Annotated in this window: 19 protein-coding genes and 1 tRNA gene; 10 read left to right on the top strand and 10 right to left on the bottom strand. The window is 59.6% G+C overall.

Annotated elements, in window-relative coordinates; translation table 11 throughout:
• Positions 1-33: 33 nt before the first annotated feature.
• Positions 34-507 carry an amino acid permease gene (locus HMPREF2760_RS12715; protein ID WP_371440611.1) on the top strand — a complete coding sequence of 158 codons (474 nt, stop codon included), beginning with the start codon at positions 34-36 and terminating at the stop codon, positions 505-507.
• A gap of 43 nt (positions 508-550) precedes the next feature.
• Here HMPREF2760_RS12715 and HMPREF2760_RS02075 read toward each other — a convergent pair whose 3' ends face one another.
• From HMPREF2760_RS02075 to HMPREF2760_RS02035, 9 genes are all read right to left on the bottom strand, one after another.
• Positions 551-1,141: a PIN domain-containing protein gene (locus HMPREF2760_RS02075; RefSeq protein WP_070596536.1), complete on the bottom strand. Its 591-nt coding sequence runs from the start codon at positions 1,139-1,141 to the stop codon at positions 551-553.
• Positions 1,142-1,148: 7 nt separating this feature from the next.
• Positions 1,149-1,952 (bottom strand): ImmA/IrrE family metallo-endopeptidase, encoded by an 804-nt coding sequence (locus HMPREF2760_RS02070; RefSeq protein ID WP_070596535.1) that lies wholly within the window; start codon positions 1,950-1,952, stop codon positions 1,149-1,151.
• Complete coding sequence (locus HMPREF2760_RS02065; RefSeq protein ID WP_070596534.1) at positions 1,945-2,277, bottom strand: helix-turn-helix domain-containing protein; 333 nt, start codon at positions 2,275-2,277, stop codon at positions 1,945-1,947. The genes HMPREF2760_RS02070 and HMPREF2760_RS02065 overlap by 8 nt, the downstream gene beginning before the upstream one ends.
• 311 nt (positions 2,278-2,588) lie before the next feature.
• Positions 2,589-3,725, bottom strand: a complete 1,137-nt coding sequence (locus HMPREF2760_RS02060; RefSeq protein WP_070596533.1) for a DUF3322 domain-containing protein — start codon at positions 3,723-3,725, stop codon at positions 2,589-2,591.
• Complete coding sequence (locus HMPREF2760_RS02055; RefSeq protein WP_070596532.1) at positions 3,712-7,104, bottom strand: ATP-binding protein; 3,393 nt, start codon at positions 7,102-7,104, stop codon at positions 3,712-3,714. The genes HMPREF2760_RS02060 and HMPREF2760_RS02055 overlap by 14 nt, the downstream gene beginning before the upstream one ends.
• Complete coding sequence (locus tag HMPREF2760_RS02050) at positions 7,097-7,777, bottom strand: DUF4194 domain-containing protein (protein ID WP_070519688.1); 681 nt, start codon at positions 7,775-7,777, stop codon at positions 7,097-7,099. Before HMPREF2760_RS02050 ends, HMPREF2760_RS02055 begins: the two co-directional genes overlap by 8 nt.
• A complete protein-coding gene (locus tag HMPREF2760_RS02045) occupies positions 7,774-9,246 on the bottom strand; it encodes a DUF3375 domain-containing protein (protein ID WP_070596531.1) in 1,473 nt (490 codons plus the stop codon). The genes HMPREF2760_RS02050 and HMPREF2760_RS02045 overlap by 4 nt, the downstream gene beginning before the upstream one ends.
• A 136-nt stretch (positions 9,247-9,382) precedes the next feature.
• A complete protein-coding gene (locus HMPREF2760_RS02040) occupies positions 9,383-9,616 on the bottom strand; it encodes a hypothetical protein (RefSeq protein WP_070519692.1) in 234 nt (77 codons plus the stop codon).
• 99 nt (positions 9,617-9,715) lie between these two features.
• Positions 9,716-11,980: a DEAD/DEAH box helicase gene (locus HMPREF2760_RS02035; protein ID WP_070596529.1), complete on the bottom strand. Its 2,265-nt coding sequence runs from the start codon at positions 11,978-11,980 to the stop codon at positions 9,716-9,718.
• A 601-nt stretch (positions 11,981-12,581) separates the two neighbouring features.
• Here HMPREF2760_RS02035 and HMPREF2760_RS12710 point away from each other — a divergent pair.
• Positions 12,582-13,265, top strand: a complete 684-nt coding sequence (locus HMPREF2760_RS12710) for a type II toxin-antitoxin system death-on-curing family toxin (RefSeq protein ID WP_141752571.1) — start codon at positions 12,582-12,584, stop codon at positions 13,263-13,265.
• Positions 13,266-13,299: 34 nt separating this feature from the next.
• On the opposite strand, the gene HMPREF2760_RS02025 is transcribed toward HMPREF2760_RS12710, so the two are convergent.
• The gene (locus tag HMPREF2760_RS02025) at positions 13,300-14,634 is read right to left on the bottom strand and encodes an AAA family ATPase (protein WP_070596527.1); all 1,335 of its coding nucleotides are present in this window, start codon (positions 14,632-14,634) and stop codon (positions 13,300-13,302) included.
• Positions 14,635-14,786: 152 nt separating this feature from the next.
• Between HMPREF2760_RS02025 and HMPREF2760_RS02020 the strand changes: the two genes are divergently transcribed.
• From HMPREF2760_RS02020 to HMPREF2760_RS01985, 8 genes are all read left to right on the top strand, one after another.
• Positions 14,787-15,212, top strand: coding sequence for a hypothetical protein (locus HMPREF2760_RS02020; protein WP_070562666.1), 426 nt, complete (start codon positions 14,787-14,789; stop codon positions 15,210-15,212).
• A gap of 211 nt (positions 15,213-15,423) precedes the next feature.
• A tRNA-Ile gene (locus HMPREF2760_RS02015) sits at positions 15,424-15,497 on the top strand.
• Between the two features lie 132 nt (positions 15,498-15,629).
• On the top strand, positions 15,630-16,079 hold the full coding sequence (locus HMPREF2760_RS02010; RefSeq protein WP_070532722.1) for a Panacea domain-containing protein: 450 nt from the start codon (positions 15,630-15,632) through the stop codon (positions 16,077-16,079).
• 74 nt (positions 16,080-16,153) lie between these two features.
• Entirely contained in the window at positions 16,154-16,510 is a 357-nt protein-coding gene (locus HMPREF2760_RS02005; RefSeq protein WP_070562670.1) for a hypothetical protein, read from the top strand.
• A gap of 100 nt (positions 16,511-16,610) precedes the next feature.
• A complete protein-coding gene (locus HMPREF2760_RS02000) occupies positions 16,611-17,684 on the top strand; it encodes a trimeric intracellular cation channel family protein (RefSeq protein WP_070532747.1) in 1,074 nt (357 codons plus the stop codon).
• Between the two features lie 38 nt (positions 17,685-17,722).
• Positions 17,723-19,321 (top strand): peptide ABC transporter substrate-binding protein, encoded by a 1,599-nt coding sequence (locus HMPREF2760_RS01995; RefSeq protein ID WP_246816454.1) that lies wholly within the window; start codon positions 17,723-17,725, stop codon positions 19,319-19,321.
• A 43-nt stretch (positions 19,322-19,364) separates the two neighbouring features.
• Positions 19,365-20,945 carry a mechanosensitive ion channel family protein gene (locus HMPREF2760_RS01990; RefSeq protein ID WP_070596525.1) on the top strand — a complete coding sequence of 527 codons (1,581 nt, stop codon included), beginning with the start codon at positions 19,365-19,367 and terminating at the stop codon, positions 20,943-20,945.
• A gap of 256 nt (positions 20,946-21,201) precedes the next feature.
• Positions 21,202-21,834, top strand: a complete 633-nt coding sequence (locus tag HMPREF2760_RS01985; protein WP_070596524.1) for an excalibur calcium-binding domain-containing protein — start codon at positions 21,202-21,204, stop codon at positions 21,832-21,834.
• The last annotated feature ends 9 nt before the right edge of the window (positions 21,835-21,843 follow it).

The following is a 21,843-nucleotide window of genomic DNA, read 5'->3' as shown; positions in this document are numbered from 1 at the left end:
GACAAAATCAACGCACTCTAAAACCGGAAGGGCCTGTTTACTCTTGGTCGCGCCAACCTGGTTTCTAGTCGGTTAGGTGAGCTAAACGGCAAGGAGCGCGCACCGCGCAATGCAATTCTCTTGGTGTGCGCAGTGTGCCTGGTGACCTTGTGGTTTGGGCGCGCGGCCTTGACATGGGTCGTCGATATGTCGAGTGCTGGTATCACAGTGGCGTATTTCTTTACCTGCCTCTGTGCATGGAAGATTCCGCGCACTGGGCAGGTTCCCGGGATGCCCAAGCCCATTGCGCCGAACAAGTTTTATGAGTACTTCGCGCTGGCCGGGTGCATTCTCTCCGTCGGTTTCTTGGCGCTGCTCTTTGTGCCAGGCTCGCCTGGCATGCTGGGAACGGCTCCGCTCATCGCACTGGTGGTCGGGATTGTGCTGGGGCTGGCGTCGTGGGCTATCAAGAGCCGGCAGCTGAAGGATGTGCCGCCGGAAGAGACGGCGGCGTTGGTTTTGGAATAGTTGGAGCAGCTGGACGGCAGTAGCTGCTGGATGGGGCGGATGACTACATCGCGCCTCGGTAAACCGAGCGGTCACTTAGTTGAGTGGTCTCAAATGGGGCGAGGACGTCGAATCTTGAGAGCTTCTCCCATACTTTGCGTGATTGTCCACGGTTGGTGAGGATACCGAGCTTCACACAGCGGAGGAGTACTGCTTCAGTGTTAAAGACTGTTGCTGCCTGTCGCTTGCGTATGAGCTCTTTCGCGTCTTCGTCATCAATGATGATAGCGGTACGCACCGAATGGTCCTCTTCAAGGAGTGCTAGGCAGTGAGCGATTGCGACGTATTCTCCCAGATTCTTCGCCATTCCACCCTGGATCGAGAATCTGGGGCCCGCGAATAGACGAATGTACTTGAAGAGGCGATCCATGTCGTCGTCAAGCACGTGCACGTGTCCATGAGTAATGAGTGATGCCCATGTTTGGGCTCCGCACTGAAACCGCGGAGCTTTCAGTTTTCTCTCTACTTCGTCTCTGACCGCCGCAGGCACGTGAAGCTGCTCATCGTCTACGAACTTGAGAAGCAGGTCCTGCTCACCGGCGCAGATGAAGTTTAGTAACACGCTGGTGTCCGCAACGATGAACTTTCTCGTCATGGCGAACCTACTCGTTGGCGAAGAAGTTATCCAGGTCTGCCTCTATATCGCGCTGATCTATGAGAGTCTGGCTGACAGAACGTGGAGCGGTTTGCATTGAATCTGCTACTTCCTCGGGGCTTACCTGCTCGGCGAACGCTACGGTAGACAGGGTGATGAGTCCTTGGGAGTAGGCTTTGTAGGCATCGGCAACGAGCCTTTCGGAAGCCCGCGGAAGAGCAGCAATCTTGCGTGCGTGGTCATACGAGGCTTTCCACCCGAAGCGGGAGGCGAGTCCCTTGGCGGTGTGTTCCCTTAGCTCTTCCTTTGTTTCTTTCGAAATAAGTCCAGCTTGGTGCAGCTGGATAGCTGCTACATGCGGAGAGACTTGGAATCGTTGGACAATTGCAGACAATAGCTCTTCCGCATCTGCGTATGGAGGCAGCGCTTGTAGCGCTTCTTCAGGGCAGAGTACGCAGCGCGCAAAGGTGTTTGCGCGTGTTTCGGAAGGCAGAGTCTTGTCACATTGCAAGGAAGCGCCATCCTCCGTGATGTCCCCGGCCACGATGTGCCCGATTTCGTGGGCGACGGTGAAACGTTGTCGGAAAGGATTGTTGCTCGTGCTAATCCCTACGGTTAGGGCACCTGAAACAGGATCGCGAAGAGTCAGTGCATCGAGTCCATCCGTTAAGTCGAGAACAATGAAGTCAGCATCAACGAGCTTCATGAGATTGTTGATGTCGCTGACAGGTTCTAATCCGAGGTCGTGCTTCGCGCGAAAATCAGCAGCCAGCTCAACGCCCTGTTGTGAGGGGCTCGTTGAATTAGGCATGTGCGCTATCCAGGTTCACTCGTAGCTGGAGATAAGGCAGAAGAGTTTGTGTTGCTTCCTCGGTTTTGGCCTGGTGGCCACGGGCCGCAACGCGTACACGCTGGGAGAGCGGGGTGGCGTCCACAAGCTCAGCGGCATCTATACCAAGAGCCCACGCGAGGGCCATGATGTGGTGGAGAGTTGGCGTGGCTGCGCCTTTCTCTAGGCGGGCCAGGGTGGGCTGGGACAGAATTTCATCGGTCATGGCGGCGAGCTCTCTTTGGCTGAGTCCGCGAAGCTGACGCTGAGCGCGGACACGCTCACCGAAGTCGGTAGGGATGTTCATTTTGTGCTCCTTAGTGACTTCGATTAAACACGTGAATCAGATTTGAGTCAATATGATTCAGGGTGCCGTATGATCAGAGGAAAGCTTTTCTGATCTCTGTGATCGCATGCGCAAACGGTATCCGCTCCTGCTCGATGCGCAGCCGACATTGGGCATTACTTTGGACGCTCCAGCAGGCGTTGACTAGTTCTGTGCTCATTGGGCATAATTCTAGGCAGGAGCAGCCCTACTACGTGTACAGCTGCTCGACCCTCACCGGGCCTACTGGCAGGTGAGGGTCATTTTTCTACTGTGCTTGGGGCCTAGTGCGGCTATGGTTCCCCGAGCTCCGTCTGAATAGCATCACTCACATACGCAAACGGAATCCGCTCCTGCTCAATGCGCAGCTGGCCTGCGGTGAAGAGCAGCCGGTAGGCGCGTTGCTCTTCGGTGGTGAGGTGGGTGAGGGTGGCGGAGCCGTCGCCGGGGTCGGGGACGGCCAGGTGCTGGAATGCGGTGACGGTGGCGGTGTCCATGAGTAGTGATGTGGTGTGGGGGAAGTGGGCGCGCACGGCGTTGAGGATGGCAAAGCCGGCGGCATCGAGGTCGCCCCAGTAGGTGATGTCGGCTTTGTGCAGCCAGCCCAGTGCGTGGAGTTGGTGGGCGGCGGTGCCGGAACCGAGGATGGCGATGGTGGTTGGGGAGGCGTCGGCAAGCGTGGGGAGAGCCAGGAAGGTTTGTTTGTTCTCCACGATGAGCACCCGGGGTGGGGTGTCCGCGAAGAGAGTAGCGGCGTCGGCGAGGGGGATTTCGATATCGGAGAGTGACGGGGCGTGGTTGAGGTAGCGCAACCGCAGGCGGGCATCACTGCGGCGCAGGCCCAAGTCCGTGATGCCGAAGGGAGCAAGGAGCGCCAGGAGCAGGCGGCGGTGGGTGCCTATCCATTTACCATCCACGCCTTCCACCGGCACGGCGCGCTCCCACTCGCCGGAGTGGGGATTGGCGCGCAGCCAGGTCAGACACGGCCCAAGGCAGCGCAGATCATAGGCGCTCAAATCCTTCCACTGGTTGTACGTGCGGCGGACGGTATGAGTGAAGTCCGGGGAGTCCGGAAAGATGGCGGCGATGTCCTGGGCGCGCTGGAGGGCCCGGTTGTAGTCGGACATCAGGCCCGCGGCGGCAGCGATGCGCGCGGCGCCGGTGAGTACTACGCGCGTGGGAACGTCGTTGGTGCCAAGGCCCGCGCGGGACCAATTCCGGGATTCATAGATGACCTCTTCCTGGTGCGGCCAGCGCTGCCAGGCGCGGATGAAGTCCCTCGTGACCTTAATATTGCGGGCGGCGGCCATAGCTGTTGGCGGGTGCAGCGGCCAGTCAAGGTTGAGCGCAGCGGGATCGGCGAGTGCTTCCGCGAAGTGGTTGCGCAGGTACTTGGCGGCGTGTGCACGCAGGTCTTTAGGAGTCCGCATCGTCGGAGTCCTTGGGGCCGGGTTGTTGGAGGTCGTGGGTGGTGGAGGCGTCGATAAGCTTATAGCCCGTGCGTGCCTGCGGGCGGCCGTCGATGGTGGGCTCGTCGTAGCTGACCACGATGGTGCCGTCCACATAGGGCGAGAGAGTCTGGATGAGCTTGAACGGCGTGGCCAGAATCATGTGGAAACCAAAGGACGCGAAGACGGACATAGCCGTGCGGGTAAAAGCGGGATCCGCGCGGTCAAAGGCCTCATCCAAGATGATGGACCCATAGGTGGGCACGTCCTGGTCCGGCTCCGCGAGGCGGAAGCGCAGGGCCGCGGCCAAACAGAAGAAGACGAGCTTCTGCGCCTGGCCGCCGGAGAGCGAGGCGGAGTCCTGATAGGTGTTGGCCGTCGTGCCATCGGGGTAGCACTCGCGGCCGACAAAGCTGACGTGCCGGCGAGTATCCAAAACCACGTTGCGCCAGCGGATATCCTCCGGCTGGCTGGAGCCGAGGCGGCTTAAGATCTTGTCCAAGGCGTGGTAGCGTGCGATGGCTGCCGCTGGATCATCCTCGGTAACTTCCGCCAGGCTGTGGGAGGTGGCGGCATCGAGATCCCGCTGGAATTCTTGGACCACCTGGCCGCGGGCGTCCTTGACGTCGATGCGCAGGGTCCGCTCACCGTTGAAGGGTGAGCGCTCCAGGGATTTGTTGATGTACTCCATGCGCATCTCAATATCGCTGCGGGCGCGGCGCAGATCCGTGGCCAGGTGGGAGAGGTTGCGCACCGTCTGGCCGTTGAGCAGCTCGAGGAAGCGGGCGCGGAAATCAGCCAGGCGGTCCGCTCGGAGGAACTTGAGCTTCTCAATGCCCTCACCGGCGAAGCTGGCCTGCGGCTCCAAGTCGGCGGCCTCCGCCGGCCACTCGGACAGGTAGGCGTGCAGGACGGAGACAATCTTGTCGTTGGCTTCCTCGATCCGGCGCGCGGCCGTGCGGGAGGTTTCTTGCAAACTGGCCTGGACTTCATCGCGGCGGGCATCGATGTCATCGATAGTGAGACTGCGCTTGCCTTTGTGCAGGGCTTCAACGACTGCCGTCTCAATGTCTTTATCCGCGATGTCCGGCACGGGGCCGATGCCGCGGCGGCGGGCGGTGGAGCGCTCGAGCTCGCCTTCGACGTTGCCCAGGTGTTTCTGTGCCTCGTTGAGTCTGGCGCGGGCGGCGTTGAGCTTCTGCTTGGCCTGTGCGTGCGCGGCGGCCAGCGCCTGGGCCTCTGGGGAGGAAGCCAGTGAGTCAAACTGCTCTTGCAGATCACGCTTGCGGCCCTCGGCGGAGGCGGTGTCGATGTCTTGGAATGAGGTATCTAGCACCTGCTGGGCCTTATCGCGTTGGGAGCGCAGGATGTCCATCTTCCGGTTGAAGTCCTGGACCCGCTTGGCCGTAGCGCGGGCGGTGGCCTTGGCTTCGGTGAGCTGGGAGCGCAGCAACTCAATCTTGGCGGTGTTGGTGGAGCCGACCCGGTACCAGGCGGTGCCGCTAAAGCGCATGCGGTCATCCTTGATGAAGCGCGTTGAGCCGTCCTTGTCCTTGGGGCGGCTCTCCAGGCCATCGCGGGTAATGGCCGGGGTCAAGGTGGCCTTTTCCAATTCCGCTACGGAGTCCACGCATTCGTAGTTGAAGCGGCGCGAAATGTGGTGGCGTACCCAGCTTGCCATGGCATGGTCTTGGAACTCGAGTTTGTGGATGAGCTGCCGCGGGCTGCGCGCCGCTGCCGGCGCTGGGGCAAACTCCGGGATGGTGCGGTACTCCAAGCGCGTGCCCACGTTGCGGGAATTGACCCACTGGTTGATGGCCTCCCGCGCGGCTTCGGGCACGAGCAGGGTGGCGGCGAAATTGTGCAGTAGCTTCTGGATCGCCGGCTCCCACTCGCTCTGGTGAGGGCTGATATCGATGAGCTCGCCGGCGAAGGGGAGCTCGGACTCGGCATAGCCGGTATCGCGGGCCAGTTGCGAGCGCAGCTCCACCAAGGTCTTATCGATGTTGGTTCTCCGCGAGCTGAAGGAGCGCAGCTCGCTGTCCAGCGTGGAGCAGGCGGTGGCGGCGTCGCGGGCGGCCACGCCGGCCTCCTGTTGGTGGTTGATGAGGTCTTTGAAGTCGGCCTCGAAGTCTGCGATGCGGATCTTCGCGTTGGCCTGTAGTTGGGCGAAGCCATGCGGGCTGAGCTCGTAGTGATCAGTCCACTGTCCGGCCGCTGCACTGAGGCGCTGGAACTCCTTCGTGCGGTGCTCAATCTCCTTTTCGGCGGTTTCTATCTTGGCCCTTAAGGCATCGAGCTCACCCGAACTGAGCTGGGAGACGGCCACTGCGGCGAGGCGCTCTGCGTCATCGAGGTGAGCAACATCGGCCTCAAGGGATGCGGCCTGAGACTGGGCTTCAGCCAACTGCGCTGACAGGGCCCGAATGCGAACGTCCAGTTCTTCTGCCACCAAGCGGGAGCGGACAGCTGGCAGTGCCTCAGCCATGGCTTCCGCTCGTGCTTTGTCCGTTTCCGCACCTGTGCGCTGGGAATGCAGCTGGGGCAGGGGAGCGAGCGTATCAATCTGGGCCTTGACGTCCTCGACCCTTAAATAGGCTTGGCGCAGATCCTCAAATTGCTCGACGGCTTCATCCGCTTTCTCAAAGGTAGCCGGACGGTCCAGCATGTAGTCCCTAAAGAGCTGGTCCAGGCTGGAGAGGGACTTCGCGGATTGCGTGCGGTGGAGAAGCAGCTGGCCCTCCACATTCTTGATGCCTAGGCGTTTGCGGAAGCGGTCTGCGAACGTGGTGTAGGTCGGCGTGAAGGACGCGCCGGGGCCTTTGTACATTGCCTTAATCTTGCGGGTGTCCAGGCTGCGGGTGAGCAAGGGGCTGAGCTTGTCGATGTCCTCGTCGCCCGGCACTAGCCCATACAACCTCTTGATCTGGCCTACTGAGTTCTCACCGCCGTTCAGGCGGAAGATTGCGATGAGGGTGTGCTGCTTGCCGGCGGCGTTATCGTAGGTCAGCGCCACGACCGAGTTGGTGGCGCCCTCCCGCAAGTACTCGGGGGCGATCTCACCGGTCTGGGTGTTCTCCCGCTGCCGCCACGCGCCGCGCACATAGGAGACGAGGTTGCGCCCGTTGTGCCGCCCGAGGTCCTGTTGCGACGCCGCGTTGAACTTCACGTGACTTTGCGGAACGAGCACCGCAGACATGGCATCGAGCAACGTGGACTTGCCGGAACCCGAGCCGCCTGTAATGAGGAAACCCTTGCGGGCTACCGGGATGGAGAAGTAGCCGTGGAAAGTACCCCAGTTAATCAGCTGGATGCGGCTGATACGGAATTGTCCGGGGTAGTAGGTGGTGTTCTTAGTCATCGGAGGCATCCTCCTGCTCTTGGAGCTGCTCTGGTTCCTGCTCATCCTGGTCTTCCGTCTGTGCCAGGCGGGCGTATTCATCCCGGATGGCGGAGACCGTGGAGGCGTCGAAAAGCTGGCGCAGTACCGGGGAAACCTCAAAGCGGCCCTCGGTTTCGGTGGCGCTGATGAGGGAATAGTCATTCTGTATGCGTTTCATTGCCGCGTTGAAGCGCTTGGTGAAGCCGGCCTCGTCGCGGTTATCCACCGCACGGACATAGCCGATGCTCTCCCGAAGATCCTCCACGTCGACGATGACGCGCTCGCCGGGCAGGGTGAGGCCCAGCTCTTGGCGCAGGTTCAACAAGATGGCGGTGTCGATGTGCTTGAGCTTGTCCGTGCGCAGCACCTGCGGGATGCTCAAGCTGTCTTCCTCCACCATGCGGGTGAATGCGAAGCCTTCCGTCTCATCTACGACGAGCTCTAGGAACACCTCGTGCAACCGGGCGCGTAGATTCTCCTCGTCGGAGATGATCGCCGCCCACAGTACCGGTTCCTTCTGCGCGCGAATGAGCGGGCCCTGCAGCAGCTGCACCAGCGCGCGCCGCGAATGGTAGGTCAGCGTTCCTTTATCGTGTTCCCACAGCGGCGGCTCGTGCGCGGCATCGACGCGGGGGCTGTTGGCGGCGGTCACTGTAGCTCCTTAACGGTGGTGTGATCGAAATACATGGTGGGGATCTGGGCGCAACGCACGGTACCGTCTTCCTCGGTCCATGTGACTGTCTCGTGTTCTTCTTTCAGCGAGGGCAACGGGTGGGAATCCGCGATATGTACCAAACCCACCACACTGGCCAGACCTTGCGTCGGGGGATAGGCCTGCAGCACCTGGCCAATAGTGCAGGGGCCGGACTTGGCGACGGCCTTGCGTACCGCCTCGTGTAATTCCTCAAAGTCGATTTCTGATTCGCGGACCAGCTCATAGAGCGCTTGCGGGTCTTCCGTGCCGGGGTGGTAGGCCACTGGTGCCTCCTCCACGACTTCCCGCCCGGGGTTGGCCAGGCGGATGCGGGAGACCGAATGAATCGACATGCCGATGCGCTGCAGCGGTGTGTCCATCCGATGAAAAGCTTTCAGCTCGGAGTTTTGTGCTGCATCAATGGCCATGCCGCGGGCCTCGCGCAGTAGTTCAATCATGCGCCGGTCCTCCGCGAACTGCTCGGAGGAGACGTAGTTGCGCAAACTGCGCGCCAGCCCGGTCATGGTCTGGTTGACCTCGAAGCTGGTTTCCTCCATATCGCGGAAGAGGCTGCGCAGCCGCTGCCTCCTGTCCGGGGCGAGCTGTTGCCCGGGCTCGCTTTCCAGAACCTCCTTGATCCATTGGTCCAACCAGGCGCTGCGCTCCCTATCCATCAGGAGGGAATAGAAGCCGCGGAAGCTGCGCCCGGCCTCCGATTCTGCAATGTGGTCCACGCCGTTGAAGATTTCCTCCAGCACCTCGCCGCGGTATCCCTCCGGATCTAAGAGCTGTCGGCGCAGCTGGTGGTTGAGGGCCTCGAGCTCATGGCGAACCCGGGCGAAATCGCTCGGCACGGCCATGGCCATGTTCAGTACGTCTTGGACGCGCTCTTCCGTCTCCGCGGCGGTGAGGCTTTCAAACTGTCCGAGGTGTGCCTTTTCAATCTCGCGGTCAATGCGGTCACGTTCTGCTTCCAAGCTGGCCACGCGGCTAGCGATGTCCTCGTTGGTATCCCGCGCCAGCCTTTGCAGCGCCGAGCTGATCGACTCCACCCGTGAGGCCGTCACCGCGGTTACCGGTGCTTCCCAGCGCTCGATGGCTTCGAGTGCTGAGAGAGCATCTTCACTGGGCTCGAGCGTTTCACCGTGGGAGCTCTTGCCGGACTTTCTAATTAACCAGCCGGCCTTAACCCAGTCATTGCAGTAGTTCTGTGGCGTGCGGGGCATGGAAAACTCGCTGGCCAAAACTTCGAAATCGGTGACCATGAGCTCGTATACCTCTGCTGCTGGGCGCGCCCGGGTGCCGCGGGGGAAGTACTCCGCAATCAACGCCAGAATCACGGGCGCGTTGTCTGCAGCCAGGAGCCGGATTGCGGCGGAATCGCGCATCAGGCGCCGGAGGGAGAGGGCGCGTGCTTCAACAGACATGTCTTGATTCTGACAGGTGTGCCGGACATGCGCAGTCACGACTGGTTCAAATATTCGAAGCCTCTGCCTGGTGCATGACCTACAGAGCACAGGTCGAACTAATTACGCCCATGGAGGCGGGGTCAGAAGTGAAGCTTTAGGCTGCGTCCACCTGGTCGTCTTGTACCTCAACGCGGCCCATGAAATACCGTGAATGCGACTTTTTCAAGGATTCCAGGGAAGGCGCTGAAATATGGGCGATCTCGATATCAGGATCGTCGATCGCTGCTTCGCGGCGGAGGCGTTCCTTAAGCGCTTGAGTCGAGTCCGAGAATTGTTTGATGAAAGACTCGCCTGAGCGACGTTTGTAAATGATTATAAATTCAGACACTGTGCTGCTCCGATTCATCTGGCTGTCCAGCAAGGATTTTAGTTGTGCGCGGCCCCTAATCTAGTAGGAATCTAGTAGGAATCTGTCTAGCACGGAGTTCTAGCTGTTGTCGCGAGTGAACCCCTGCTTGGCTATGGTCGAGCTTCTCTTTCTGAAGGCTGAGGTGAGAGCAGGGACGTTGGCATCGAGAAAGTCGTGCACGGTGGCAGAGATGGTCTCTTTATCATCGGTATCGCGAGTGACTCGGCCAACCTGCTGAATGACAACGCCGCGGAAGCTTACTGGTGCTGCCAGCACAAGGGTATCCAGCGCGGGAAGATCAATGCCTTCGCCAGCCACCTGGGACATGGCTAAAAGGACGAAATGCGGCGTTGTGGCAAGCTGCTCACGGACGGCTTGCCTCTCGCTTGCCTTTTGTCCGCCGTGTAGCTGAAGGATGGGGAAGGGGGCGTCGGTAAGCAGGGCGTTGAGGGCCGCGAGGTGTTCGCGTCGTTTCACTAGGACGAGGACCGTGTGCTTATCCTGCGCTGCTTGAGTGATGACATTGGCGATGAGGCGGTTGCGGTCCTCATCCGCAGCCAGAGCGGTGTCGAGGTCGGGCCAGAACAGGTAAGGAGAGTCGTAAGTGAACTCGGTGTTGTGGACTACGTAGTCGCGGCGTCCGGGGCGCTCGAGCTCGACAGTATGGCGGATAGGGCCGCAAATGAGAGGAAGTAGCTTATCGAGGCCGTCGGATCGGTACGGTGTCGCGGTCATACCGAGCATAAAACGAACATTGAGGTGGGCTAGAACGTTGGTTAATCCGGCAGCGCCGACTCGGTGGCATTCGTCAACGATGATGTGGCCATAGCTGGAGAGAAAGTCAGTCTTGGAATCGCTACGGCTAATGGATTGGGCAGTGACAATGTCTATCTCTCCACTGAGCTTCTTTTTGGAACCTGAGTATTGTCCAACCTGAGCTTCCGGGAGGAACTGCTTGAGGGCTTGGCGCCATTGGGTAGCTAGCTCCCTCGATGGAACTATCACTGCGGTCGGGACCGAACGCTGGGCGATGATTGCACACGCCATGACGGTCTTTCCAGTACCAGGAGGAGAAATGAGCATTCCGGACTTGTGCTTGAGCATCTGTTTGACGGCGGAATGCTGGTAGGGGCGTAGTTCGCCGGCGAATGATGTATCGATGCGTCGGGGTTTGGGTGTGCGGCCGCGACGTGTGACGGTATATCCGGCAGCCTTCAAGATGTCGACGACGTCATCGAGCGTGCCGCGGTCGAGCGTGAGGACTTGGTCCTTCTCATCAAAACGTACGATGATCCGTGGAGTGCCGAAAGTGGAGAAACGCTGGGCCTGTTTTATATAAAATTGCGGGTTGGCAATAGCGCCTAGGTGCCGCAGGGCCGTACGGGTGGTGGCGTCGACGCCTGATAAATCGACGTGGACGTGTGAATCGTGCGTGACGTGGACTTTTCCGGAGGCCTTGAGCTTCTTTAGTACTGCGCGGGTGGGTGCCTGAGGAAGGGATGTCTCGGGATCGGGCTGAAGCGCAGCGTAGATTTTCTTGAGCTCGGAAAGCGTTGACTTCTTCGTTCTTGCCAAAGCTTCGAATTGGTCTGGCAAAGGTTGAAAATCATTGTCGACGAAGACTGTTGTGCCTTCGGATCGATGGTGGCCTGCTAATGGGAGGGCAATCAGGTTGCCGAAGCCACGGCCTTTAGCCGGCAGCGTGTCTTGGGATGGAAAGAATCGGTCGAAACTGGAGAAGTAGGAATCCGGGCTAGCCTTGGCAAGAAGCCCGATGCCCACGGACCGAGCGAGGCCGGCGGGAATAGGTTCGTCGAAGAATACCCAGACATGAGCTCCGTTCCCAGAGCGCGATACTTCTATGAGCGGGTCGAGGCCCTGGTTCTTGCATTCTTCCGCGTAGGCGCGGGCGGCTTGCTTGAAGTCGTCATCATCAAAATCGCAGACCAACAGCCGGCAACTATCATCTGTGCACAGTGGATAAAGCCCAACGTGAAAGTGATTATCACGGCGCAGATGTCCTTCGATCACCTTCGGTGTCAGGGGCTTTAGGTCGGGATTTCTTCGGTCATAGTAGCCATTGCTAGCCGGGTACCAAGCCTTCTTTCCCGCAGTATTTTTGGCTACTGCGTAGACATCTGTCCTCCCAGTGAAGTAATCCATGAAGAGGGCAATTTTCTCTTCAGGTGAGCGGTTTTCAGAGTGAACGTTCGCCGGCGGCGGTGTGACTGCAGTACTAGGGCGCGAAGGAGCATGACCGAGGGCCTGCAGTAGTTGGGCCACCTGGGACTCCAATTCGCTAACGCGAGTTTCAAGTGCTTGGAGGCGTTCCTGTTCAGTCATGGTGCGTGTTCCTTGTGTGTCGGAACTAGTTTATCGGACGGTGTGCGGGTAAGAGCCTTGTCGGCTTGGTGTTGTATTGCTTAGAATAAGCGTACGACGAGCCGGCTACCGGAACGTTGTCGCCTGGAGCCGCGTAGGCTCCAGAGCTTTGTGGAGGGCCTTCTGGGAGCAGTGATGGAGTGCGTGCTTTAACAGTCAAGCCGTGATTCTGGCAGGTGTACCGGGCATACGCAGCAAGTGGAGCATTGGAGCGGCCTCTATGCACCTCTAGGCATTCGCACACAACTCGGTTGTCCTTGAGAAGAGTCTCACTGAAAGGTGAAAGACACTTCAGGTGTAAGTGTCATGCTGGGATAGGAGGGTTGATGACTTCCTCTACGCAGATTCTCCAACGAGTGCTAATCTCTGAGATAAGCAGGTGCTGACTACTAAAGGGCGAAGGAGGGACTAAATTGACAAAGTCGACCGTTTCAAAACCTGACCACATTAATACTTCTGTAACTCAGGTCCAAGATATGGATGAGGAAGACCGTCGCCGCTACGTTGAGTACTTAGGGCGGGAGATCGCCAATTGGTCCGCGGAACTTAACCGCCGTCTAGCTTGACCATTTATCCCGACGAAGAGGAAGTCCTAATCGTCGGAGAATTGGCTTGTGGGTCCCCTCTGCAAATCCGTGATTCAAATCAGTTTAAAGCAAATGTAAACCGACCGGTGACTACTGTTCTCGGGAGAGACGCGTTTCCAACCGCTTGGGATAAAGCTGCAGCACTTCTGCATTCTTTCTGCACCACGCAAAGTCTTTTCGATGGTAACAAGCGGACTGGCTGGGCGGCTTGCTGGTTGTTTCTCAGGCTGAACTTGGCAGTAGGGCCCCTGCTTGGAAAAGTTGATGCAGATGCCTCTGAGCATCTTGTGGAAAGAATAGTCAGTGAAAAAGTTGGCGTGCCTGAAATCGCAGATGCTTTGCGGTCTTTGGTGGCACCTTTCCTAGGGAACGCCGGTAATCTACCGTCAGGGTTTAGCGTAACGAAAATAACGGATGAAGGGGAAGACTATTTTGTAGGGGTTGGAAAGACTCCTGACGGAACTCGCTTTATTTACCTGTATCTCGCGGTGAACCAGAGTACCCCTATTGAAATGGTGCTTACTCCCGATCAAGCACGCGAAGCAGCTGAAGAATTACTCCAGTATGCCGATAACCCTCTAGAGAAAAAGAGAATAAAGTTTAAAGCTCGAGCAATTCAAGCGCACTTAGACATGCATGACTGGTCTAGGTACATCTAGGCAGTTTGAAATACCAGAGCAAGCGCAATCTAGCTCATGCGCTAGCCGTGACCAGCTCCTTGAGTGCATTGAGCGTCTCGCGTGAGGCGGTGCCGTAGCGCTCGCGCAGGAAGTGGTGGGTGGCGTCGGGATTGCCCAGGGACACGGGCGCGTCGCTGAGGTTGTGCAGTTCCGATTCGCCGGCGGAGGTCTTCTCCACGGACCAGAAGCTCTCGGGGTGCAGGCCCAGCTCGCCGGCGCGCTCGAGGACGCTGAAGGTGTGGGAGGCAAAGATGAGCTGCGCGCCGTTGACGTTGATACTGGGCTCGCGGAAGGCCTGGATGATGAAGTCAAGGAGCGCTGGGCGCAGGGCGGAATCCAGCTCATCGGCCACCAGGATCCCGCCGCGGCGCAGAGTATCGAGAACCAGGGGAGCGGTGGCCATCCAGTTCTGCGTGCCGCCGGATTCATCGGTCAGCTTCAGCTCGTAGAAGGAATCATCGGACTTGTGCTCCACGATGATGGCGTGCAGCAGGGATTCAATCTCCGCATCGGTGTAGCCGCGGAACTCGTCGGGGCGGCGGATGCTGCCGTCGCTGTGGCTAAGCGCATCGATGACCGGGCGCATCTGGCGGAAGACGTGCTCCGGGATGTGGTCCTGGTTGAGCCGCACGGAGTGGATACCGGCATCGGCCGCGCGCAGCAGCGCGGCGGCCTCATGCAGGTGCAGCTTGCCAGTGCGGATGAGGGTGGTGATGCGTGCGGACGTGCTGATGGAGGAGTGCCCGTGCGGCAGGTAGGCCACGTCGTGCACCAGGGCACGGGCCAGCGGCGCGAGGACAGGGTGGCCATCGCGCAGGCCGGCGGAGAGGATCAGCTCGGTGTCCGTAACGGGGCCGAGCTTGGCGACGTCCCCCTTGTCCATGAAGGATTTCGTCCACTGTACCTCCTCACCGCGGGTCCGCACGAAGCAGGGGCTCCACCTTGTCGATGGCACGCGGCTGAGCCATTCCGCGTGCACGCCGGTGAAGCTCCACTGGAATCCGTAGAGGTAGCGCACGCCATCGAGCTCAAAATCCAGCTCGAAAGTGCTGGGCAGGCGCTGCGTGCGGGGATCTAGGCGGTACGGGGCGTGGGGGAGTTGGTTGGGTGGGGCGTCGGCAAGCCAGGTGGTGGCGGAGGATTCGATGGCGAGCAGTGCGAAGGCGAGGGCATTGAGGACGCTGCTCTTTCCCGACGCCGTGGGGCCGATGAGCACGGTGGTGGGCTCGCTGATCTGTGCCCATCCTTCCTCCGGGGCGGTGGAGTGCTGCCAGTGGTGGTACAGCGCAAGCGTCTGCGTGGCGCGGATGCTGCGGAAGTTGGACACGCTAAAGGAAAGGAGCCTCATGGTCGCGACACTACAGGCTCACGCATGCCGGATCATAGATAGCTGTCCTAGGCCCGGGAGCGTGCCCGCATCCGGATTTCGAACTCACTCCAGCAGTCGCTGGTAGCGTCTGTTTACATACCGCAACCAGCAACCACAGGAGGCCGCATCCTATGGACGGAGATATCACTGGGCTGCTTGTGTGTGTCGGTTTAGTGCTGGTCATGCTGGCCTACTGGACCTTCTACATCCGGTACGTGCGGAGGAATCCCCAATCAGAAGAGTGGTACGACTCAGCCGATGCAACAGGTGCAGAAAGCGATGGCGTCCTCTTCATTTATCCTTATGGCACGCTTATTATGGGCGCGGCCGGTGCCACAGGGTTGGTAGCAAGTGCGAACCTTCCCGAGTCCGTCGAAACGGTGCTGATTGTTCCGCTCGTGGCAGCTTTCGTCATCGGGGTTATCGGATTTACGGGGGCGATTGGGATTCCGCTTCCGTGGCCTTTTGTTCCGCGGTGGGTCGTGGACATCCGCAAAGCAAAGCGCGCTCGAAGGCGTGAGCGCAGACAAGCCAGAAAAATGAAGAAGAAAGAATAGGCCTGGCCGTTATCCCAGCGCCCTGAAACTCAGCCCGGCCAAAATTGAGCAGAAGCGTGCCGTGGCTCCGTCCTGGTGGTGAAATGGCGGAGGAGCGCTGCCGAAGATCAGACAGCGATTTCAAAGGCCTAAATTGCCGTTTTCTGGGCCCGCCGATTAATGTTGCTGGGAGCGGATTCGCTGTGTGCATAAAAGCAGGCGGGGAATACGCGGGGCTATAGCTCAGTCGGTTAGAGCTACGGACTCATAATCCGTTGGTCCCGGGTTCGAGCCCCGGTGGCCCCACAACTTATTGCTCCCATTGCGCCCTCCTGATGTTGCTCTAATGGCGGGTGCTTTTACTCCTGTTCGCTCGTTGGCATGGTGACATGTCTTGGGCCTGTTGTACTCTTGGCAGGAACTGGAAGGAGGGCAGACATGGAACAATATACGGCGCGGCAAATAGCTGAATGGTTCGTAGCGTGGGCTGATGAAACTGACGATGCAGAAATTACGCAGCTCAAGCTTCAAAAGCTTCTTTATTACGCCAAAGGTCTGCATATGCGTTCTTCTGATGGCCTGCCGCTTTTCCCTGACCGAATGGAAGCATGGGCGCATGGCCCAGTAGTTGTAGACATCTACCATGACGTCAAGCACTACGGAAAGCTTCCCATAGACCCCGATGAGTTCATCTCAGATGACTTTGATTGGGATGATTACCGTGACGTCGAGCAGGACCTGATTGAAGTGTGGGACAAATATGGCCCATACTCCGCATGGGCATTGCGTAATAAAACCCACACCGAATCTCCTTGGAAAAAGAACTTCGTCGAGGGCAAACGAGGGCTAGAGATTACGGATGCCGATCTGAAAAACTATTTCTGTTAACCGTGGGCAAGAAAAGTAAACGACGGGGGAGTAGGCCAACCAGAGGGGCGAGGAGCACCCCAGAGTCGAGTGTCGTGGAGGCACTCCGTAGTACTAGAGCTGACTATCCGCTCCTTTCAACGCGGTTCCTGCAGAAGGGGTGGGGCTTCGGGGAGCTAGATGACTCGATGCGCGCGGAGTTTTTGGAAAAGTGGCACAAGCGGTCAGTGCTGTCATGGAAAGAATTGGCGCAGCATCCCAAGCATGGACTTGGCTCTGAATTCATTCCGGCTGGCTCAATTATTCCTTGCATTCCGAGGCAGTTTCAGGATGTCGAGAGATTCCGAGTTTACCGCCACAAGGGGAATTTACCTTTCGTCGGCTGGAAAGACGGTGAAGTGTTTTATGTCATCTGGATAGAGAAGTCCTATAACGAGCTCTACGTGCATTAGCTCCTGTTCTGAGCCCTCGTAGGCTAGCTTTTAGGCGGCGTACTTCAAGGAATAGCTCCTTAATGCGAGATATCGCACAGCACCCGATACGATGACCACCATGAGCGTTGTCGAGATGGACCCATTGATCGAGTCGCTGTACTACTGGTCCGACATCATTGGTGTCCTCCTCATGGGCATGATTGGCGGCACCATGGCCCGCCAGCGTGGTTATGACATCGTGGGCTTCTTCTTCATTGCGATGTTCTCCTCCCTCGGCGGCGGCATGATCCGTGACGTGCTGATCAACCGCGGCACCGTCGCTGCGATGAGTCAGCCGGAGTATCTCTACCTGGCGTTTGCCGGCGCAATCATCGCCCGCTTTGTCTACTTCAAAGGCAAGACGTGGGATTATGTCCAGTCCCATGGGGATGCGGTGGTCTCGGCGCTGTGGGCGTCGACAGGCGCGCTCAAGGCCATTGCCTACGGGCTGCCGCTGATCCCCTGCATCATGATGGGCGTGTTCACCGCAACCGGTGGTTCCATGATCCGTGACATCGCGATGGGGCGCGAACCCGCCGTCTTTGGGGATAACACACCCACCGTGATCCCCGCGGTGGCCTGCGCTTTGGTGGTCCTCGGCGCGGATTCGGCCGGCTACTTGGCCTGGGGAGTCATTCTTGGCCCGGTCGTTTCCTTCGTGATGACCATGCTGGGTATCTGGGCCGGGTGGCGCGTGCCCGCCCGCCAGGAGTGGGCGCCGGTTAATGACACCGCGGCCTACGTCATGGTGATGGCGCGTAAGGCGGAAAGCAAGGGCAGGGCCGTGGGGCGTCGCCTAGAGCCCTCCAAACTCCGTTCTTGGCGCCACAACCAGATGGAAAAGGCACTGCAGCGTCGTATTGAGCGCGAAGTGCGTGCTGGCAAGCGCCGTTCGGAAGCAGCCATCGATGCCACCGAGTTCCTCGATTCCTTCAATGAGGAAGTGGCGGAGATGTCGCAGATGATGAAGCCGCCCGCCGCGGAAGCGGAAACCTCCGATTTCGGCGTGGACTTGAGCGGAGATTCCTACGAGACCCCGAGCACCGAGGGGCCGACACCACGCGAGCTTTTGGATCGCATTTTGGCCGATGACCAGCTCACCGATGAACTGGTGGAGAGGCTCATGCGCCGTTATGAAAAGAGAGATGATTAGATCCTTTAAAGTATTAGTGAGAGTGAGGTGATGAACGCGTGACTTCGAGGCGTTCTTTTCTAGGCATGCTGGCGGCGCTAGCGGTGTCGGGCGTCGTGGCGCCCACGGTGGCGGGATGCACGGCGGAGCCTGGCAACGTCGACACCTCAGACATGAACCTCATCACCACGGATATCTCGGAGCCACAGCGCACCCTCATCCCGGCTGATTCCAACGATGCGCCGGGGCAGACCATCATCAACCTTGTGTACTCGGGGTTGATGTACCTGGATGAAACCGGTGGCGCTCACTATGACTTGGCGGAATCCATCACGCAGGTCGATGACACGACATATGACGTGGTGATTCGAGATGACGCCGTGTTTTCCGACGGTTCAACCGTGGAAGCAGAAGACTTCGTCGATACGTGGAATACCGCGGTGCGCCAGTCGCTGCTCTCCGCGCACCACTTTGAACCAATCCGTGGCTTCCACGAAGGCAGGAAGTCAATGCGCGGCCTTAAGGTGACGGGGCCGAAAACTTTCCGCATTGAGCTCTCACGCCCCACGGCGGGATTCCTCGAGCGCCTGGGATACTCGGTCTTTTTCCCCATGCGCTCCGAAGACCAGGATAGGCTGAGCGATCGCGGAACAGATCCCATCGGCAGCGGGCCTTATGTGCTGGCTTCCTGGGAGCGCGAGAAAGCTGTGACCCTCGTGCCGAACCCTCGCTACAAGGGGCCGCGAACGCCGCAGAATGAAGGCATCAAGTTCGTGGTGTATTCCTCGGAGGAGCAGGCCTACCAGGACCTCGTAGATGGCAAGCTGGACGTGCTCACGCGGATCCCGGCGGAGAAGCTAGGCAGCTTCGAAAAGGAACTAGGCTCCCGCGCCTTGACCAAGCCCGGCGGCTCCATCATGGAAATCACCATCCCCGCCAACGATGCGAACTTCCGCGGTGAGGCCGGACGCTTGCGCCGCCGCGCGTTGTCCATGGCAATCGATCGCGAAGGAATGGCCCGGGACATCTTCCACGGTATGGTGCTTCCCGCTACCGGCTTCGTCGCGCCGCTGGACGGTTCCATTCCGCCGACACCGGAGGGGGCCGACGTCTTGACCTACCAGCCGGAGAAGGCCCGCGAACTGTGGGAGCAGGCGGAAAAGCTGGAACCGTTTGATGGGATTTTCAGCATTTCCTATAACACCGACGGCGGCCATAAGACCTGGATCGACGCCGTGGCGAAGCAACTGTCGGATACCCTCGGCGTGCCGGCGGAGGGCCATGAGTTTGCCACTTTGAAGGACCTCAGACAAGAGGTGATTGCCCGTCACCTCACCGGTGCCTTCCGCACGATCTGGCAGGCGGAGTTCCCTGAGGAATCTACCTTCCTGGTGCCGCTATATGCGTCCTACTCTTCGGAGAATGAATCAGGCTTTAACAGCTCTGAATACGATGAGCTGCTGAAGAAGGCGGGTCAGGCGAAGAGCCGGGAGGAAGCCCAAAAGCATTACACGGAGGCTCAGGGCCTGTTGCTGGAAAAGATGCCGGCGATTCCACTGTGGACGACCAAGACTTTCTGCGCTTTCGGCGAGGACATCGTCCCCGCGGGCTACACGTGGAAGCCAACTCCGAATTACTATCTCACCCATCGCGCTTAAGGCTCCAAGGGTTCTGTCAGGCTGAAGGACTAGGCTTGGCGCAATGCTGAAGTATTACTTGTTCGCCGTGTGGCAGGCCATCGTGGATCACGGCCTGCCGCTGTTGGGAATGCTGTTGTTGGCGATTCTCATCCCGCGCATCGGCCGCTTGGCAGTGCGGGTCATTGAGTCCCGTCTGGATGAGAATCAAGAATCTACCAAGGCGCGTTTGGCGCTCGCCGGTGCACTAGTCTACGTGGCGCAGGCGGTGGCCTTTTTCCTTCTTGTGTTGGCTGCGCTGGCCAACGTCGGGGTGCCGCCCCTGGGCGCGGCTATCCCGGCGACAGTCGTTTCGGCCGCCGTCGGTTTCGGCGCGCAGGCCATCATCGGTGACTTCCTTGCGGGCTTCTTTATCCTCTCGGAAAAGCAGTTCGGCGTGGGTGATTACGTCAGCTTTGACGGCGTGACTGGTGTGGAGGGCACCGTCGTTTCACTGACCCTGCGAACGACGACTGTGCGCACACCCACCGGTGAAGTGGTCATGGTGCCGAATGGTTCCGCGGGCGTGGTCACAAACTTCTCGCAAGAATGGTCACGCGCGGTGGTGGATATCGCCATCCCGGTCCACGAGGGCGAGTCCTTGCCGGAGATCACCGAACAGGTGGAAAAAATTTCGAAGCGAGCCCTTGAAGCCCCAGACATCCACGCGGATGTGGCCGGTGAACTCGACGTTCTGCCCGCCACTGGGCTCACGGCCCCCACTGCGGCCGGCCAGCCATGGCAGGTGCAGTACCGCGTCCTCGTACAGGTCAACCCCGCCCGCCAGTGGGCGGTGGAGCGCGCGATCCGCTCGGCGCTGCTCTCCACCTTCTGGGATCTGTACAAGCTTCCCACCACTGAGGGCGTGCCGGGGGATGCCTCGCAGGAGCTTGGCGACGTCTCCGCTGCCGACGCCCCCACCACCATCATGCCGGCGGCAGATACTGCGGAGCCTTCGCGCAAAGACGTGGCATCGGATGCGGAGACGGAGGCCATTGCTGCCGACGCCGTCGCTGATGCCGGCGCTATGCCCCAAGACAGCAAGGATGACGGGCCGGGCCGGCCGGCTTATGCGGATGACTCCGAGGAGGAAGAAGAGGACGATTATCAGCGCGGCATCTGGCGCGACGATAAGCCGGACAACAAGTGGAACTATTTCTGGACGCTTGGCGGGCGCGTGCGGGCCTCAACCACGGGGCTCATCGCCGGCCTCGGTGTAGTTGGCCTGTTGCTGCTTTCCTCCGCTAACCCTGATGGGGTGGACGCCGGGTGGCTATCGCCCTCGCGGTGGATGGGGCAGTCCGAATCCACTTCTGAGTCGGCGCAACCTTCTGCGTCTTCATCCGCGCCACTGACCACACCTCAGGAGGCGCCGGTTACTGACTTCACGGGCTCCGCAGAACAGGAGCCGACGGCAGAAGTTGATCCGGACATGCCAACTGATAGCAACCCGGACAGCGAAGCTGTGTATGCCCCCGCGGATCCGCAGGACACCGAAACCCAGGCCCCAGTGGAGCAAAACTCCGAAACGCCCGCGCCCACGGCGAATGAGCAGCCTTCCGCGATCGTTTCTGAGGGAGCCGCAGAGCCGTCCACCGTGATGTAGCTCCGCGGCATCACCGAGAGGCGCCACAAAGAGATGAGAGAGGCGCGTGGAGAGGGCGCATCAGAGATATGAGTGATAGGGAAGTGCAGCGACGTAATGCGCTACATTTTTGATATCGGCGCGGCGGGCTCATCCGTTAACGCATGCGGTGTAGCCCGCTGCTGATTTCCAGCTCGCTGTGGCTTTCCGACGTGATGTAGCCCTCGGTTGAGCGCGATTTCCTGCGGGGTAGTGCTGCAGGATATAACTTGAGTTTATGAAGAAGTTCTCTCGTGCGGCCCTCGCCGCCTCTGTTTCTGTATCTGTCGCACTGTCCGTTGTTGTTCCTGCTCAGGCGGAGACCACGGCCCCTAACGCCGAGGCAACCGCAACGGTTTCCTCCGAGTCTGACTCCTCCTCCCAGGAAGCTGATTCCTCGAGCCAGGGTTCTGGCTCCTCCAACACGGACGAGGATGACGCCGAATTCCAGCAGTCCTCCGAAGGTGAAATGATTGCACTCGGCGTGGGTATTACCGCAGCGGTCCTCGCGGCTGCCGCCGGTGGCGTGTACTGGGCGGTGCAGCAGCGCATCATTCCGAACCCGCTGCCGGGCATCATCCCTTCTCCGCCGGCACCAGCTCCGGCACCGGCACCTGCTCCTGCACCGCAGCCTGCCCCTGCCCCTGCCCCCGCGCCGAAGCCAGCTCCGGCTCCTGCTCCAGCCCCGGCGCCCAAGCCGGCTCCCGCACCTAAGCCGGCTCCGGCCCCGAAGCCTGCCCCCGCGTCCTTTACTCGCTGCGCAGACGTGTGGAACGCACTAGGCCGCCCGATCTATGCGGGTGAGCCAGGTTTCCGCTCCAAGTTCGACCGCGATGGTGATGGCGTAGGCTGCGAGCGCGATCCTCGTTAAGCTGGAGCG

The sequence above is a fragment of the Corynebacterium sp. HMSC065D07 genome (assembly GCF_001810695.1).
GTDB classification, from domain to species: domain Bacteria; phylum Actinomycetota; class Actinomycetes; order Mycobacteriales; family Mycobacteriaceae; genus Corynebacterium; species Corynebacterium hesseae.
This window is presented reverse-complemented; position numbering and strand designations above follow the sequence as displayed.